Here is a 16,207-nt window from a genome sequence, read left to right as displayed (position 1 = left end):
TTGAATGCATAACGACAAAGATCTCTCCACGTGGCAAACGTTCCGCCGACTCTGGCCGATGATTGCCCCTTTTAAAGCAGGCTTGATCGTGGCGGGTGTAGCGTTAATCCTCAACGCAGCCAGCGATACTTTTATGCTATCGCTTCTTAAACCGTTACTGGATGACGGTTTTGGTAAAACGGATCGCTCAGTGCTGCTATGGATGCCTCTGGTGGTTATCGGACTGATGATCTTACGCGGTATCACCAGCTATATCTCAAGCTACTGCATTTCCTGGGTATCCGGGAAAGTGGTGATGACCATGCGCCGTCGACTGTTCAGTCACATGATGGGCATGCCGGTTGCGTTCTTTGACAAGCAGTCAACCGGGACGCTGCTGTCGCGTATTACCTACGACTCCGAGCAGGTTGCTTCTTCCTCTTCCAGCGCGCTGATTACCGTTGTGCGCGAGGGCGCGTCGATCATCGGCCTGTTCGTAATGATGTTCTACTACAGCTGGCAGCTGTCGCTTATCCTTATCGTTCTGGCACCGGTGGTTTCTATTGCTATCCGCGTCGTGTCAAAGCGCTTCCGCAATATCAGTAAGAATATGCAGAACACGATGGGGCAGGTGACCACCAGCGCAGAGCAGATGCTGAAAGGGCATAAAGAAGTGCTGATATTTGGTGGCCAGGACGTCGAAACCAAACGCTTTGATAAAGTCAGCAACAAAATGCGTCTGCAGGGGATGAAAATGGTCTCGGCCTCATCCATCTCTGACCCGATTATTCAGCTGATTGCCTCGCTGGCGCTGGCGTTCGTCCTGTATGCAGCAAGCTTCCCGAGCGTCATGGAGACGCTGACGGCGGGTACCATTACCGTGGTCTTCTCCTCAATGATTGCCCTGATGCGTCCGCTGAAGTCACTGACGAACGTAAACGCCCAGTTCCAGCGTGGGATGGCCGCCTGCCAGACCCTGTTCAGCATTCTGGATTCCGAACAGGAAAAAGATGAAGGCAAACGCGTCATTGAGCGTGCGCACGGCGACGTTGAGTTCCGCAATGTGACCTTTACCTATCCTGGCCGCGAAACACCGGCTCTGCGCAATATCAACCTGACCATTCCAGCGGGGAAAACCGTTGCGCTGGTAGGCCGTTCTGGCTCGGGTAAATCGACCATTGCCAGCCTGATCACCCGTTTCTACGACATTGACGAAGGTGAAATTCTGTTAGACGGCCACGACCTGCGGGAGTATACCCTGCAGTCGCTCCGTAATCAGGTAGCGCTGGTCTCTCAGAACGTGCACCTGTTCAACGATACCGTGGCAAACAATATTGCCTATGCGCGTACTGAAGAGTACAGCCGCGAGCAGATTGAGAACGCCGCGCGTATGGCTTACGCGATGGACTTTATCAACAAGATGGATAACGGTCTGGATACCATCATCGGTGAGAACGGCGTACTGCTCTCCGGTGGGCAGCGTCAGCGTATCGCCATTGCCCGTGCGCTGCTGCGCGACAGCCCGATCCTGATCCTGGACGAAGCGACCTCTGCGCTGGATACGGAATCTGAACGCGCGATTCAGTCCGCGCTGGATGAGCTGCAAAAGAACCGTACCTCGCTGGTGATTGCGCACCGTCTGTCGACTATCGAGCAGGCTGATGAAATCGTCGTGGTTGAGGACGGTATCATTGTTGAGCGTGGAAGCCATGCTGGCCTGCTGGAACACCGCGGCGTTTACGCTCAGCTTCATAAGATGCAGTTCGGCGAATGATTGCACGCATCTGGTCCGGTGAATCCCCGCTGTGGCTGCTGCTTTTGCCGCTCTCCTGGCTCTACGGCCTGGTGAGCGGCATTATCTGTCTGCTTTATCGTCTTGGGGTAAAGCGGGCCTGGCGCGCGTCTGTGCCGGTTGTGGTTGTCGGTAATCTTACGGCGGGCGGCAACGGCAAAACGCCGGTGGTGATCTGGCTGGTGGAGCAGTTACAAAAGCGCGGTATACGCCCGGGCGTGGTATCGCGGGGATATGGTGGTAAAGCGGCGCATTACCCGCTGTTGCTGACGGCGGAAACCACGACGGCTGAAGCGGGTGATGAACCGGTATTGATTTTCCAGCGTACCGGCGTACCGGTCGCGGTTTCCCCGGTGCGCAGCGATGCCGTTCAGGCACTGCTTGCCGAACATGCGGTACAGATCATTATCACTGACGATGGTCTGCAGCATTATGCCCTGGCGCGAGATAAAGAGATTGTGGTCATCGACGGGGTTCGCCGTTTTGGGAACGGCTGGTGGTTACCTGCCGGACCCATGCGCGAACGCGCTTCGCGTCTGAAGTCCGTTGATGCGGTGATCGTGAACGGGGGTGAGGCGAAAACGGGTGAAATCCCGATGCACCTGCAGCCGGGTCTGGCAATCAACCTGGTGACGGGTGAACGCCGGTCGGTTTCAGAGCTTCCTTCACTGGTAGCGATGGCGGGCATTGGTCATCCGCCGCGCTTCTTCGCGACGCTGGAACAGTGTGGTGCCCGGCTGGAAAAACGTGTTCCGCTGGCCGACCACCAGGCGCTGGTGGAAGGGCAGGTAGACGCCCTAACCGCACCCGGGCAGTCGCTGATCATGACCGAAAAAGATGCGGTGAAATGCCGCGTCTTTGCGAAAGATAACTGGTGGTATCTGCCGGTTGACGCCGAACTTAGCGGTGAGCAGCCGGAACATTTGCTCAAGGAACTGATTGCGTTGGTGCACTAAAGGCTTACGCGGTTCTGGTGGCGCTTTGACTGACAGGAAAACGCATGTCTTTACCGCAACTCTCGCTTTCAGCCGCACGTAATCTCCACCTGGCCGCGCAGGGGCTGCTCAAAAAGCCCCGCCGCCGCGCGCAGCCTGCCGATATCCTCTCTACCGTACAGCGCATGTCGCTCCTCCAAATCGACACCATTAATATTGTGGCCCGTAGCCCTTACCTGGTGCTGTTTAGCCGCCTGGGGAGCTATCCTTCTCAGTGGCTGGATGAGGCGCTCAGCAAGGGGGAGTTGATGGAGTACTGGGCGCATGAAGCCTGCTTCCTGCCCCGCAGCGATTTTGCCCTGGTGCGTCACCGCATGCTTGCGCCGGAAAAGATGGGCTGGAAATACCGACAGGCCTGGATGCTGGAACATGCGGCTGAAATAGAGCAACTCATCGCGCATATTCAGGAAAATGGTCCTGTACGCTCTGCCGATTTTGAACACCCGCGCAAGGGGACAAGCGGCTGGTGGGAGTGGAAGCCGCACAAACGTCATCTCGAAGGATTATTTACCTCTGGGAAAGTCATGGTGATTGAGCGGCGTAACTTTCAGCGCGTCTACGATCTGACGCATCGCGTGATGCCGCACTGGGACGACGAGCGCGACCTGCTTACCCAGGAGGTGGCCGAGGCCATTATGTTAGAAAACAGCGCCCGTAGTCTGGGGATTTTTCGCGCGCAGTGGCTGGCAGATTATTATCGCCTGCGCCAGCCCGTGCTGAAACCGCTGCTGGACATGTGGCAACACGAGCAGCGCGTTATTCCCGTTACCGTGGAAACGCTGGGCGAAATGTGGCTGCATGCGGATCTCCTCCCGTTATTGCCTCAGGCTCTGGAGGGGAAACTTCAGGCAACCCACAGCGCGGTATTGTCGCCTTTCGACCCGGTCGTCTGGGACAGAAAACGCGCCGAGCAGCTCTTTGATTTCTGCTACCGGCTGGAATGTTATACCCCGGCCCCAAAGCGCCAGTATGGCTACTTTGTTTTACCGCTGCTGCATAAGGGACAGCTGGTCGGGCGCATGGACGCCAAAATGCACCGCAAGACCGGCACGCTTGAAATTATTGCGCTTTATCTGCAAGAGGGCGTCAGGGTGACGGCGAGCCTGGAAAAAGGGTTAACGTCCGCCATTAGCGAATTCGCGCGCTGGCAGGGGGCCGACGACGTGACGCTGGGCCGGGTACCCGACGAACTGTTTACATCCTGTCGAAGTGGCTGGGAAACAGGCACGTCCTGAAAAGGGAATGTGTTAAGCTTTAGCGATTACCCATACGGAGGAACTATGGATCACCGTTTACTTGAAATTATTGCCTGCCCGGTATGCAACGGCAAACTTTACTACAGCCAGGACAAACAAGAGCTCATTTGCAAGCTGGACAGTCTGGCTTTCCCGCTGCGTGACGGTATTCCGGTATTGCTGGAAAATGAAGCCCGTTCCCTGGTGGCAGAAGAGAGCAAGCCATGAGTTTTGTCGTCATTATTCCTGCGCGTTATGCTTCAACGCGTCTGCCGGGTAAACCGCTGGTGGATATTAACGGCAAGCCGATGATTGTGCATGTCCTCGAGCGTGCGCGTGAATCGGGTGCTGACCGCGTGATTGTTGCCACCGACCATCCGGATGTCGCTCGTGCGGTTGAGGCCGCAGGCGGAGAGGTGTGCATGACTCGCGCCGATCACCAGTCCGGTACCGAACGTCTGGCGGAAGTGGTTGAGAAATGCGGTTTCAGTGATGATACGGTCATCGTAAACGTGCAGGGTGACGAGCCGATGATCCCCGCGGTCATTATCCGTCAGGTGGCCGAAAACCTGGCGCAGCGTCAGGTCGGAATGGCGACGCTGGCGGTACCCATTCATCATGCAGAAGAAGCGTTCAACCCGAATGCGGTGAAGGTCGTCATGGATGCGGAAGGCTATGCGCTCTATTTCTCCCGCGCCACGATCCCGTGGGATCGCGATCGCTTTGCGCTCTCTAAAGAGACCATCGGTGATACCTTCCTGCGTCATATTGGGATCTACGGCTATCGCGCCGGCTTTATTCGCCGCTATGTGGCCTGGGCGCCGAGCCCGCTGGAGCATATCGAAATGCTGGAGCAGCTTCGCGTGCTCTGGTACGGCGAGAAAATTCACGTTGCCGTTGCTGAGGAAGTTCCCGGCACGGGCGTAGACACCCCTGAAGATCTTGAGCGCGTCCGCGCCGAATTGCGTTAATCTTACCGGCATCTCTCCGCAGGGAGGGATGCACTCTCCGCTTTATTTTTCACTTTCTTTTTCCTGATTGATCTCTTCCGGGTGACATCTTCATTAAGGACGCTCATTATAAAAGCAGTAGTCTTAATGGGGGTAATCTCATATGGAACAGCTGCGTGCCGAACTTAGCCATCTGCTGGGTGAAAAGTTAAGCCGGGTCGAATGCGTGAGTGAAAAAGCCGATACCACGCTCTGGTCGCTTTACGACAGTCAGGGTAACCCGATGCCGCTAATGGCAAGAAGTTTCACGTCACCCGGCGTTGCCAGGCAGCTTGCATGGAAAATGTCGATGCTGGCGCGGGAGGGAACCGTGCGTATGCCGACAGTGTATGGCGTGATGACCCATGAGGAACACCCCGGCCCGGACGTACTGCTGATTGAGCGTTTACGCGGTGTGCCCGTTGAAGCGCCCGCGCGAACGCCGGAACGCTGGGAGCAGCTGAAAGACCAGATTGTCGAGGCGCTGCTGGCTTGGCACCGTCAGGATAGCCGCGGACTTGTTGGGCCGGTCGACAGTACTCAGGAAAATCTCTGGCCGTTGTGGTATCGCCAGCGGGTTGAAGTGCTGTGGGGAACGCTTAACCAGTTCAACAATACCGGTTTAACCATGCAGGATAAACGTATCCTGTTTCGCACCCGGGAGTGCTTACCGGCCTTGTTCGAAGGTTTTAATGACAACTGTGTGCTGATCCACGGCAATTTTACCCTGCGCAGCATGCTCAAAGACGCCCGCAGCGATCAGCTTCTGGCAATGGTGGGGCCGGGCATCATGCTCTGGGCACCACGCGAATATGAGCTGTTCAGGCTCAGCGACAGCGGGGCGGCGGAAGGTTTACTGTGGCATTACCTTCAGCGCGCCCCCGTTGCGGAAGCGTTTCTCTGGCGACGCTGGCTCTATCTGCTCTGGGACGAAGTCGCGCAGCTGGTGAACACCGGACGATTCAATCGCGCAAACTTCGATCTGGCAACAAAATCACTCTTGCCCTGGCTCGCCTGAGGATCCTTTCAGCCACTGCCAGAGGCGTCCGAGCGTCTCGTAGCCAACGCGGTCGCTATGCATCAGCCACACCGGGGAGGGGATCGCCCGTTCCCACGGGTTGAGCGGTGCGTCGATGGCCATCTGGTTTGCGGGTGCGGGAAGCGGGTGCAGGCCTTGCTTCTCAAAGAAAATCATCGCGCGCGGCAGGTGCGAGGCGGAGGTCACCAGCAGGAACGGGACATCGCCAATCGCCTGCTTCACTGCGGCAGCTTCTTCTTCAGTATCTTTCGGGCTGTCCAGCGTGATGACGGAGGAGCGTGGTACGCCGAGTGATTCCGCGACCCGGGCGCCCGCTTCCGCCGTACTCACCGGGTTCGTTTTGGCCGCCGCGCCGGTGAAGATCATTTTTGATCCCGGATTCGCCAGCCACAGGCGAATACCTTCGTTCAGCCGTGGCAGGCTGTTGTTGATCAGGTTTGAGCTCGGGGCCCAGTCAGGATCCCAGGTATATCCACCGCCCAGCACCACGATGTACGACACTTTCTGATTTCCCTGCCATGTTGGGTACCTGTTTTCGATGGGGCGTAACAGGCCATCCGCGACCGGTTGCAGGCTCAACAGCAGCAAGACCAGCCAGCCGAGCGTGATAAGCGTTTTGCCACTCTTCTGAAAGCGACTGAACCACACCAACGCCAGCCCCAGCGCGATGATGATGAGCAGCAGCGGAAGGGGAAGCATCATCCCTCCAATGTATTTCTTAAGGGTAAAAAGCATCCTTTTTGGTTCCTTTTTTGACCATATAGCAGGTGATTGCCGGTGATATTACACCAGAGAGGTTCATTCTCCGCGCGGGTGTGACAAAATAGCGGTTTTGCAGTTAGCGAGTGGAACTCTCCCAATGCGGGATCGCAATTTTGATGACATCGCGGAAAAATTTTCGCGCAACATTTATGGCACCACGAAGGGGCAGCTCCGTCAGACGATCCTCTGGCAGGATCTGGACACCATTCTGGCTACGTTCGGTGGCCAAACGTTGCGCGTGCTGGACGCCGGTGGTGGTGAAGGGCAGACGGCCATAAAAATGGCTGAACGCGGTCATCACGTCACGCTTTGCGATCTTTCTGCTGAAATGGTCGCCCGCGCGACGCGTGCGGCAGAAGAGAAAGGTGTGAGCGACAACATGCATTTTATACAATGCGCCGCTCAGGACATCGCACAGCATTTGGAAACCCAGGTTGATCTGATATTGTTTCATGCGGTGCTGGAGTGGGTTGCCGATCCGCAAAGCGTGTTACAAACCCTGTGGTCGATGTTGCGCCCGGGCGGCACGCTGTCGCTGATGTTCTACAATGCTAACGGCTTCCTGATGCACAACATGGTTGCGGGAAACTTCGACTATGTTCAGGTCGGGATGCCCAAAAAGAAAAAGCGCACGCTTTCCCCGGACTATCCGCGCGATCCACAGCAGGTTTATGGCTGGCTGGAAGCGATTGGCTGGCAGATTGTCGGGAAGACGGGCGTCAGGGTGTTTCATGATTATCTGCGTGAAAAACACAAACAGCGTGACTGTTTTGACACCTTAACAGAATTGGAAACGCGGTATTGCCGTCAGGAGCCTTTTGTCAGCCTTGGCCGCTATATTCACGTCACCGCGCACAAGCCGCAGATGCAAGGATAACCTATGAGTGAATTTTCCCAGACAGTCCCCGAACTGGTTGCCTGGGCCAGGAAAAATGATTTCTCCATCTCGCTGCCGGTAGACAGACTCTCTTTCCTGCTGGCGGTCGCCACGCTGAACGGCGAACGGCTGGATGGTGAAATGAGCGAGGGTGAACTGGTGGATGCGTTCCGCCATGTCAGTGATGCGTTTGAGCAAACCAGCGAAACCATTAGCGTCCGTGCCAACAACGCGATCAACGATATGGTGCGTCAACGTCTGCTGAACCGCTTTACCAGCGAGCAGGCGGAAGGAAACGCCATCTATCGCCTGACGCCACTGGGCATCGGCATCACCGATTATTATATCCGCCAGCGTGAATTTTCCACGCTGCGTCTTTCCATGCAGCTGTCGATCGTGGCGGGTGAGCTTAAGCGCGCCGCCGATGCGGCAGATGAAGACGGTGACGAATTCCACTGGCACCGAAACGTTTATGCACCGCTGAAATATTCGGTGGCGGAAATCTTCGACAGTATCGATCTGACCCAGCGCCTGATGGATGAACAGCAGCAGCAGGTGAAAGACGATATCGCACAGCTGCTGAATAAAGACTGGCGAGCGGCCATCTCAAGCTGTGAACTTCTGCTGTCAGAAACCTCCGGTACACTGCGTGAGCTGCAGGATACGCTGGAAGCCGCAGGGGATAAGCTGCAGGCGAACCTGCTGCGCATCCAGGACGCGACGCTGGCGCACGACGATCTGCACTTTATCGACCGTCTGGTGTTCGATCTGCAGAGCAAACTCGACCGCATTATTAGCTGGGGTCAGCAGTCGATCGACCTGTGGATTGGCTATGACCGACACGTGCATAAATTTATCCGTACCGCGATCGATATGGATAAGAACCGCGTCTTTGCCCAGCGTCTGCGCCAGTCGGTGCAGACCTATTTCGATGCGCCGTGGGCGCTGACCTACGCCAATGCCGATCGTCTGCTGGATATGCGCGACGAAGAGATGGCGCTGCGTGATGAAGAGGTGACCGGTGAACTGCCGCCGGATCTCGAATACGAAGAATTTAACGAAATTCGCGAGCAGCTTGCGGCGATGATCGAAGAACAGCTCGCGGTCTACAAAACCAGACAAGCTCCGCTGGATCTTGGACTCGTGGTGCGCGACTATCTGGCGCAATATCCGCGCGCGCGCCACTTCGACGTTGCCCGCATTGTGGTAGACCAGGCGGTTCGCCTGGGTATCGCGCAAGCAGACTTCACCGGACTGCCGCCGAAGTGGCAGCCAATTAACGATTACGGAGCCAAGGTACAGGCGCATGTCATTGACAAATATTGAACAAGTGATGCCGGTTAAGCTGGCACAGGCGCTGGCGAATCCGTTATTTCCGGCGCTGGACAGCCAGCTGCGTGCCGGTCGTCACATTGGCTTAGACGAGCTGGATAATCACGCCTTTTTGATGGACTTCCAGGAGTACCTGGAAGAGTTTTACGCCCGCTACAACGTGGAGCTTATCCGCGCGCCGGAAGGGTTTTTCTACCTGCGCCCGCGCTCCACGACGCTGATTCCGCGTTCCGTGCTCTCCGAGCTGGATATGATGGTCGGCAAAATTCTTTGCTACCTCTACCTCAGCCCGGAACGTCTGGCGAATGAAGGGATCTTCACCCAGCAGGAGCTTTACGACGAGCTGCTGACGCTGGCAGATGAGGGCAAGCTGCTCAAGCTGGTGAACAACCGCTCCACGGGGTCGGATCTTGACCGTCAGAAATTACAGGAAAAGGTTCGCTCTTCCCTGAACCGTCTGCGTCGTCTGGGGATGGTCTGGTTTATGGGTCACGACAGCAGCAAATTCCGCATTACGGAATCTGTCTTCCGCTTCGGCGCCGACGTGCGTGCGGGCGATGACGCGCGTGAAGCGCAGCTTCGCATGATCCGCGACGGTGAAGCGATGCCGGTGGAAAACCATTTGCAGCTCAATGATGAGCATGAAGAGAATCTGCCGGATAGCGGGGAGGAAGAGTAATGATTGAACGCGGTAAATTTCGCTCACTGACGCTGATTAACTGGAACGGCTTCTTTGCCCGAACGTTCGATCTGGATGAACTGGTGACGACGCTCTCCGGCGGTAACGGTGCGGGTAAATCCACCACCATGGCGGCCTTTGTCACGGCGCTGATCCCAGACCTGACGCTGCTTCACTTCCGTAACACCACCGAAGCGGGGGCCACAAGCGGTTCCCGTGATAAAGGTCTGCACGGGAAGCTGAAGGCCGGCGTCTGTTATTCGGTTCTGGACGTCATTAACTCCCGCCATCAGCGCGTGGTGGTGGGCGTACGCCTGCAGCAGGTTGCCGGTCGCGATCGTAAAGTCGATATTAAACCGTTCGCCATCCAGGGGCTGCCAACGTCCATGCAGCCAACGGCGCTGCTGACGGAAACCCTGAACGAACGCCAGGCGCGCGTGCTCACGCTCCAGGAGCTGAAAGATAAGCTCGAAGCGATCGAAGGCGTGCAGTTCAAGCAGTTCAACTCGATTACCGACTACCACTCGTTAATGTTCGATCTGGGCGTGGTGGCGCGTCGTCTGCGCACGGCATCAGACCGCAGCAAATACTATCGCCTGATTGAAGCGTCTCTGTACGGTGGTATCTCCAGCGCGATTACCCGCTCCCTGCGCGACTACCTGCTGCCGGAAAACAGCGGCGTGCGTAAGGCCTTCCAGGATATGGAAGCGGCGCTGCGTGAAAACCGCATGACGCTGGAAGCGATTCGCGTGACCCAGTCTGACCGTGACCTGTTTAAACACCTGATCAGCGAAGCCACCAACTACGTGGCGGCGGACTACATGCGCCACGCCAACGAGCGCCGCGTCCACCTCGATCAGGCATTAGAATATCGCCGCGAGCTGTTTACCTCCCGTAAACAGCTGGTGGCCGAGCAGTACAAGCATGTCGAAATGGCGCGCGAGCTCGGTGAGCACAACGGTGCCGAGGGCGACCTGGAAGCCGACTACCAGGCCGCCAGCGATCACCTGAACCTGGTGCAAACTGCGCTCCGTCAGCAGGAAAAAATCGAGCGCTATGAAGCGGACCTCGATGAGCTGCAGATCCGTCTCGAAGAGCAAAATGAAGTGGTGGCCGAAGCCGCCGAGATGCAGGAAGAGAACGAAGCCCGCGCCGAAGCGGCCGAGCTGGAAGTGGATGAGCTGAAAAGCCAGCTTGCCGATTACCAGCAGGCGCTGGACGTGCAGCAGACGCGCGCGATCCAGTACACCCAGGCACTGCAGGCATTACAGCGCGCGAAAGAGCTGTGCCATCTGCCTGACCTGACGCCGGAAAGCGCCGACGAGTGGCTGGATACCTTCCAGGCCAAAGAGCAGGAAACCACTGAGAAACTGCTGTCCCTCGAACAGAAAATGAGCGTTGCGCAAACGGCGCACAGCCAGTTTGAGCAGGCCTATCAGCTGGTCGTAGCGATTAACGGCCCGCTGGCGCGTAACGAAGCCTGGGACGTTGCCCGTGAACTGCTGCGCGACGGCGTGAACCAGCGCCATCTGGCCGAGCAGGTTCAGCCGCTGCGTATGCGTCTGAACGAGCTGGAACAGCGCCTGCGCGAGCAGCAGGAAGCCGAGCGTCTGCTGGCGGAATTCTGCAAACGTCAGGGCAAAAATTACGATTTTGACGAGCTTGAGGCCCTGCATCAGGAACTCGAGGCGCGTATCGCTGCGCTTTCAGACACGGTCTCCAGCGCCAGCGAACAGCGTATGACCCTGCGTCAGGAGCTGGAACAGCTGCAGTCCCGCTCGCAAGCGCTTCTGCAACGTGCACCGGTCTGGCTGGCGGCCCAGAGCAGCCTTAACCAGCTCAGCGAACAGTGCGGTGAGCAGTTTGAATCCAGTCAGGAAGTGACCGAATACCTGCAGCAGCTGCTGGAGCGCGAGCGCGAAGCCATTGTTGAGCGTGATGAAGTCGGCACGCGCAAGCGTGAAGTCGACGAAGAAATTGAACGGTTAAGCCAGCCGGGCGGTGCGGAAGACCCGCGTCTCAATGCCCTGGCGGAGCGTTTTGGCGGCGTGCTGCTGTCCGAGATTTACGACGATGTCGGTCTGGACGATGCACCATACTTCTCCGCGCTGTACGGTCCATCCCGTAATGCGATTGTAGTGCCGGATCTGTCGCTGATTTCTGAGCAGCTTGCCGGCCTGGAAGATTGTCCGGAAGATCTTTACCTGATCGAAGGGGATCCGCAGTCGTTCGATGACAGCGTATTCAGCGTCGACGAGCTTGAAAAAGCGGTGGTGGTGAAAATCGCCGATCGCCAGTGGCGCTATTCCCGCTTCCCTGAGCTGCCGCTGTTTGGCCGCGCCGCGCGCGAAAGCCGCATCGAAAGCCTGCACGCCGAGCGTGAAACGCTGTCTGAACGTTTCGCGACGCTGTCATTTGACGTGCAGAAAACCCAGCGTCTGCATCAGGCGTTTAGCCGCTTTATCGGCAGCCATCTGGCCGTGGCCTTTGAAGCTGACCCGGAAGCGGAAATTCGCAAGCTCAATACCCGTCGCGGCGAGCTGGAACGTGCCATTGCCAGTCATGAAAGCGACAACCAGCAGAGCCGCGTCCAGTTCGAGCAGGCGAAAGAGGGCGTCGCGGCCCTTAACCGCATTCTGCCGCGACTGAATCTGCTGGCGGATGACACGCTGGCCGATCGCGTGGACGAGATCCAGGAGCGCCTGGATGAAGCGCAGGAAGCCGCGCGTTTCGTTCAGCAGCACGGCAATCAACTGGCGAAGCTGGAGCCGGTTGTCTCTGTCCTGCAGAGCGACCCGGAACAGTTTGAGCAGTTGAAAGAAGACTATGCCTGGTCGCAGCAGGTGCAGCGCGAAGCGCGTCAGCAGGCGTTCGCCCTGACGGAGGTGGTGCAGCGTCGAGCCCACTTCGGCTACTCCGATTCGGCAGAAATGCTGAGCGGTAACAGCGATCTGAATGAAAAGCTGCGTCAGCGCCTTGAGCAGGCGGAAGCGGAACGTACCCGCGCCCGCGAAGCAATGCGCAGCCATTCCGCTCAGCTGAACCAGTACAACCAGGTGCTGGCCTCGCTGAAAAGCTCCTTCGATACCAAGAAAGAGCTGTTAAACGACCTGCAGAAAGAGCTTCAGGACATCGGCGTCCGTGCCGACAGCGGGGCGGAAGAACGCGCGCGCATTCGTCGTGACGAGCTGCATGCTCAGCTCAGCAACAACCGTGCGCGTCGTAATCAGCTGGAAAAAGCGCTGACCTTCTGCGAAGCGGAAATGGATAACCTGACCCGTCGCCTGCGCAAGCTGGAACGCGACTATCATGAAATGCGCGAGCAGGTCGTGACCGCCAAGGCGGGCTGGTGCGCGGTGATGCGCATGGTGAAAGACAATAACGTAGAGCGTCGTCTGCACCGCCGCGAGCTGGCGTATCTCTCTGCCGATGAGCTGCGCTCCATGTCGGATAAGGCGTTGGGTGCCCTGCGTCTGGCGGTGGCGGATAACGAACACCTGCGCGACGTGCTGCGTATGTCGGAAGATCCGAAACGTCCGGAACGTAAAATCCAGTTCTTCGTGGCGGTTTACCAGCACCTGCGCGAACGTATTCGTCAGGACATCATTCGTACTGACGATCCGGTCGAGGCTATCGAACAGATGGAAATCGAGCTGGGTCGCCTGACGGAAGAGCTGACCTCCCGCGAGCAGAAGCTGGCGATCAGCTCCCGCAGCGTGGCGAACATCATCCGTAAAACCATTCAGCGCGAGCAGAACCGTATCCGCCAGCTCAACCAGGGTCTGCAGAGCGTGTCGTTTGGCCAGGTGAACAGCGTGCGCCTCAACGTCAACGTGCGTGAAGCCCACGCGACGCTGCTGGAAGTGCTGTCTGAGCAGCACGAGCAGCATCAGGATCTGTTCAACAGCAACCGTCTGACCTTCTCCGAAGCGCTGGCGAAGCTGTATCAGCGCCTGAACCCGCAGATTGATATGGGGCAACGTACGCCGCAAACCATTGGTGAAGAGCTGCTGGATTACCGTAACTACCTGGAAATGGAGGTAGAGGTAAACCGTGGTTCAGACGGCTGGCTGCGTGCGGAATCCGGCGCGCTCTCAACCGGTGAAGCGATCGGTACCGGTATGTCAATTCTGGTGATGGTGGTACAGAGCTGGGAAGATGAAGCGCGCCGCCTGCGCGGCAAAGATATTTCCCCATGCCGACTGCTGTTCCTGGATGAGGCGGCGCGTCTTGATGCGCGCTCCATTGCTACGCTGTTTGAGCTTTGCGAACGTCTCGATATGCAGCTCATCATTGCGGCACCGGAGAACATCAGTCCTGAAAAAGGGACAACCTACAAGCTGGTGCGTAAAGTGTTCCAGAACAGCGAACACGTGCACGTTGTGGGGCTGCGTGGCTTTGCGCCGCAGCCGCCAGAGTCATTGCCGGAAACCACAGCCGACGCTTCCTGAAGCGTCTTCTGACCCGAAGCGGCGCCCTGGCGCCGCTTTTTTTTTAAACTTAACTTGTGCTTAGGGCTGCGTTATCTTTAAACTTCTTTACATAAGGTAAGGCAACAGCTTAGCCGTCTACCTATAATGAAAGAAAGCCCCAACGTGATGGGCATGTCGTGAAAACAGGGGGCAAGGGATGTTGCTTAAGAAAGAATGTGGTCGTCAGCTGTCGGCGCTTAGTTTATGCCTGGCAGTGATGTTTGCTCCACTGTTAACCGCCCAGGCCGACGAGCCTGAAATTGTGCCGACTGACAGCTCGGCAACGACAGGCGTGCAGCCTACGTCGTTGTCCCAGCCGCTGGAACAGTCTCCGGCGACAGCTATCATGGCCGGTATTAAGCCGCTGCCGGAAGGCATCGATGCCGAATCGCTCAGCCAGCAGCTGCAGTCAGGGCTGCCGTCAGGCTACACGCCGGTCTATATCAATCAGCTCACGCTCCTCTATGCTGCCCGCGATATGAAACCGATGTGGGAAAACCGCGATGCCGTGCGCGCCTTCCAGCAGCAGCTGGCGGAGGTCGCGATTGCAGGGTTTCAGCCACAGTTTACAAAGTGGGTTGAGCTGTTAACCGATCCTGCTGTCACCGGGCAGGCGCGGGACGTCGTGCTTTCCGATGCCATGATGGGCTATCTGCAGTTCGTGGCGGGTATTCCGGTCAATGGCAACCGCTGGCTGTACAGCGACAAGCCATATAAGCTGGCGACGCCGGCGCTGTCGGTGATTAACCAGTGGCAGCTAGCCCTGGATAACGGCGAACTGCCGCGCTTTATTGCCAGCCTCGCACCGGCGCATCCACAATATGCCACTCTGCACCAGTCGCTTCTCGCGCTGGTGGGCGACTCGCGCCCATGGCCGCAGATGCGCGGCACCGCGACGCTGCGTCCGGGGCAGTGGAGCAGCGATGTGCCTGCTCTGCGCGAGATCCTGACGCGCTCCGGTCTTCTTGATGGCGGGCCACATATCGCTCTGCCTGGTGACGATCCACAAAACGCGGCGGTCAGCCCGTCAGCGCCCGTGAAAGAGAAAAAAGCGATTGCCGTCAGCAATAAACCCGCAGCATACGATCGCGAGCTGGTTGCGGCAGTGAAGCAATTCCAGGCCGCTCAGGGACTGGGAGCCGATGGCGTCATTGGCCAGACGACGCGAGACTGGCTGAACGTATCGCCTGCGCAGCGGGCTGGGGTGCTGGCGCTCAATATTCAGCGTTTGCGCCTGCTGCCTGGAACCCTCTCTACCGGGATTATGGTTAACATTCCGGCGTATTCCCTGGTCTATTACCAGGACGGTAGCGAAAAACTGGCGTCGCGCGTGATTGTCGGGCGTCCGGATCGTAAAACACCGATGATGAGTAGCGCGCTGAATAACGTGGTGGTTAACCCGCCGTGGAACGTGCCGCCGACGCTGGCGCGTAAAGACATTCTACCGAAGGTCTGGAACGATCCGGGTTATCTGGAACGTCATGGTTATACGGTGATGCGTGGCTGGAACAGTAAAGAGGCCATCGATCCTTATATGGTCGACTGGTCGACCATCACGGCTTCTAACCTGCCGTTCCGTTTCCAGCAGGCTCCGGGGGCGCATAACTCTTTAGGGCGTTACAAATTCAATATGCCGAGTTCTGACGCTATCTATCTGCACGATACGCCGAACCACAATCTGTTCCAGAAAGATACGCGCGCGCTGAGTTCTGGCTGCGTGCGCGTGAACAAAGCCTCGGAGCTGGCCAATATGCTGCTGCAGGACGCGGGCTGGAACGATACGCGCATTTCGGATGCTCTGAAGCAGGGGGATACGCGTTACGTTAATATTCGCCACAATATTCCGGTCAATCTTTACTATCTGACGGCGTTTGTTGGCGAAGACGGGCGTACTCAGTACCGTACAGATATTTACAATTATGATCTCACCGCGCGATCCGGCGCACAAATTTTGCCAAAAGCGGAACAATTAATCAGGTAAATGAAGCAGTTCGGGAAAAATGATTGTCGTAAGTTAGGGTGAATAAGGGGCTATATCGCTGCAAGCCGCGTATTC

At 57.3% G+C, this 16,207-nt stretch carries 12 protein-coding genes; 11 read left to right on the top strand and 1 reads right to left on the bottom strand.

Features of this window, described 5'->3' with window-relative positions; genetic code table 11:
- The first annotated feature begins 4 nt into the window (after positions 1–4).
- The 6 genes from msbA (at position 5) to CWR52_RS04690 (ending at position 6,008) form a co-directional block, all read left to right on the top strand.
- Positions 5–1,753, top strand: coding sequence for a lipid A ABC transporter ATP-binding protein/permease MsbA (gene msbA, locus CWR52_RS04715; protein ID WP_104948982.1), 1,749 nt, complete (start codon positions 5–7; stop codon positions 1,751–1,753).
- Complete coding sequence (gene lpxK, locus CWR52_RS04710) at positions 1,750–2,727, top strand: tetraacyldisaccharide 4'-kinase (RefSeq protein WP_104948981.1); 978 nt, start codon at positions 1,750–1,752, stop codon at positions 2,725–2,727. Before msbA ends, lpxK begins: the two co-directional genes overlap by 4 nt.
- Before the next feature lie 44 nt (positions 2,728–2,771).
- Complete coding sequence (locus tag CWR52_RS04705; RefSeq protein WP_104948980.1) at positions 2,772–4,001, top strand: winged helix-turn-helix domain-containing protein; 1,230 nt, start codon at positions 2,772–2,774, stop codon at positions 3,999–4,001.
- 45 nt (positions 4,002–4,046) lie between these two features.
- On the top strand, positions 4,047–4,229 hold the full coding sequence (gene ycaR / locus CWR52_RS04700; RefSeq protein ID WP_006174474.1) for a protein YcaR: 183 nt from the start codon (positions 4,047–4,049) through the stop codon (positions 4,227–4,229).
- Entirely contained in the window at positions 4,226–4,972 is a 747-nt protein-coding gene (gene kdsB, locus CWR52_RS04695) for a 3-deoxy-manno-octulosonate cytidylyltransferase (protein ID WP_008499959.1), read from the top strand. Before ycaR ends, kdsB begins: the two co-directional genes overlap by 4 nt.
- Before the next feature lie 142 nt (positions 4,973–5,114).
- The gene (locus CWR52_RS04690; RefSeq protein ID WP_104948979.1) at positions 5,115–6,008 is read left to right on the top strand and encodes a YcbJ family phosphotransferase; all 894 of its coding nucleotides are present in this window, start codon (positions 5,115–5,117) and stop codon (positions 6,006–6,008) included.
- Here CWR52_RS04690 and elyC read toward each other — a convergent pair.
- The gene (gene elyC / locus CWR52_RS04685) at positions 5,985–6,764 is read right to left on the bottom strand and encodes an envelope biogenesis factor ElyC (protein ID WP_104948978.1); all 780 of its coding nucleotides are present in this window, start codon (positions 6,762–6,764) and stop codon (positions 5,985–5,987) included. The genes CWR52_RS04690 and elyC overlap by 24 nt on opposite strands.
- 124 nt (positions 6,765–6,888) lie before the next feature.
- Here elyC and cmoM point away from each other — a divergent pair, with 124 nt between their 5' ends.
- From cmoM to ldtD, 5 genes are all read left to right on the top strand, one after another.
- Positions 6,889–7,668 carry a tRNA uridine 5-oxyacetic acid(34) methyltransferase CmoM gene (gene cmoM / locus CWR52_RS04680; RefSeq protein WP_032649174.1) on the top strand — a complete coding sequence of 260 codons (780 nt, stop codon included), beginning with the start codon at positions 6,889–6,891 and terminating at the stop codon, positions 7,666–7,668.
- 3 nt (positions 7,669–7,671) lie between these two features.
- The gene (gene mukF, locus CWR52_RS04675; RefSeq protein ID WP_008499955.1) at positions 7,672–8,994 is read left to right on the top strand and encodes a chromosome partition protein MukF; all 1,323 of its coding nucleotides are present in this window, start codon (positions 7,672–7,674) and stop codon (positions 8,992–8,994) included.
- Positions 8,975–9,679 carry a chromosome partition protein MukE gene (mukE, locus tag CWR52_RS04670; RefSeq protein ID WP_021240871.1) on the top strand — a complete coding sequence of 235 codons (705 nt, stop codon included), beginning with the start codon at positions 8,975–8,977 and terminating at the stop codon, positions 9,677–9,679. The genes mukF and mukE overlap by 20 nt, the downstream gene beginning before the upstream one ends.
- Positions 9,679–14,130 (top strand): chromosome partition protein MukB, encoded by a 4,452-nt coding sequence (gene mukB, locus CWR52_RS04665; RefSeq protein WP_104948977.1) that lies wholly within the window; start codon positions 9,679–9,681, stop codon positions 14,128–14,130. Before mukE ends, mukB begins: the two co-directional genes overlap by 1 nt.
- A gap of 178 nt (positions 14,131–14,308) precedes the next feature.
- Positions 14,309–16,132, top strand: coding sequence for a L,D-transpeptidase (gene ldtD / locus CWR52_RS04660; protein ID WP_104948976.1), 1,824 nt, complete (start codon positions 14,309–14,311; stop codon positions 16,130–16,132).
- Positions 16,133–16,207: the final 75 nt, after the last annotated feature.

It is taken from the genome of Enterobacter sp. SGAir0187 (genome assembly GCF_002952735.2).
Taxonomy (GTDB): domain Bacteria; phylum Pseudomonadota; class Gammaproteobacteria; order Enterobacterales; family Enterobacteriaceae; genus Enterobacter; species Enterobacter quasiroggenkampii.
This window is presented reverse-complemented; position numbering and strand designations above follow the sequence as displayed.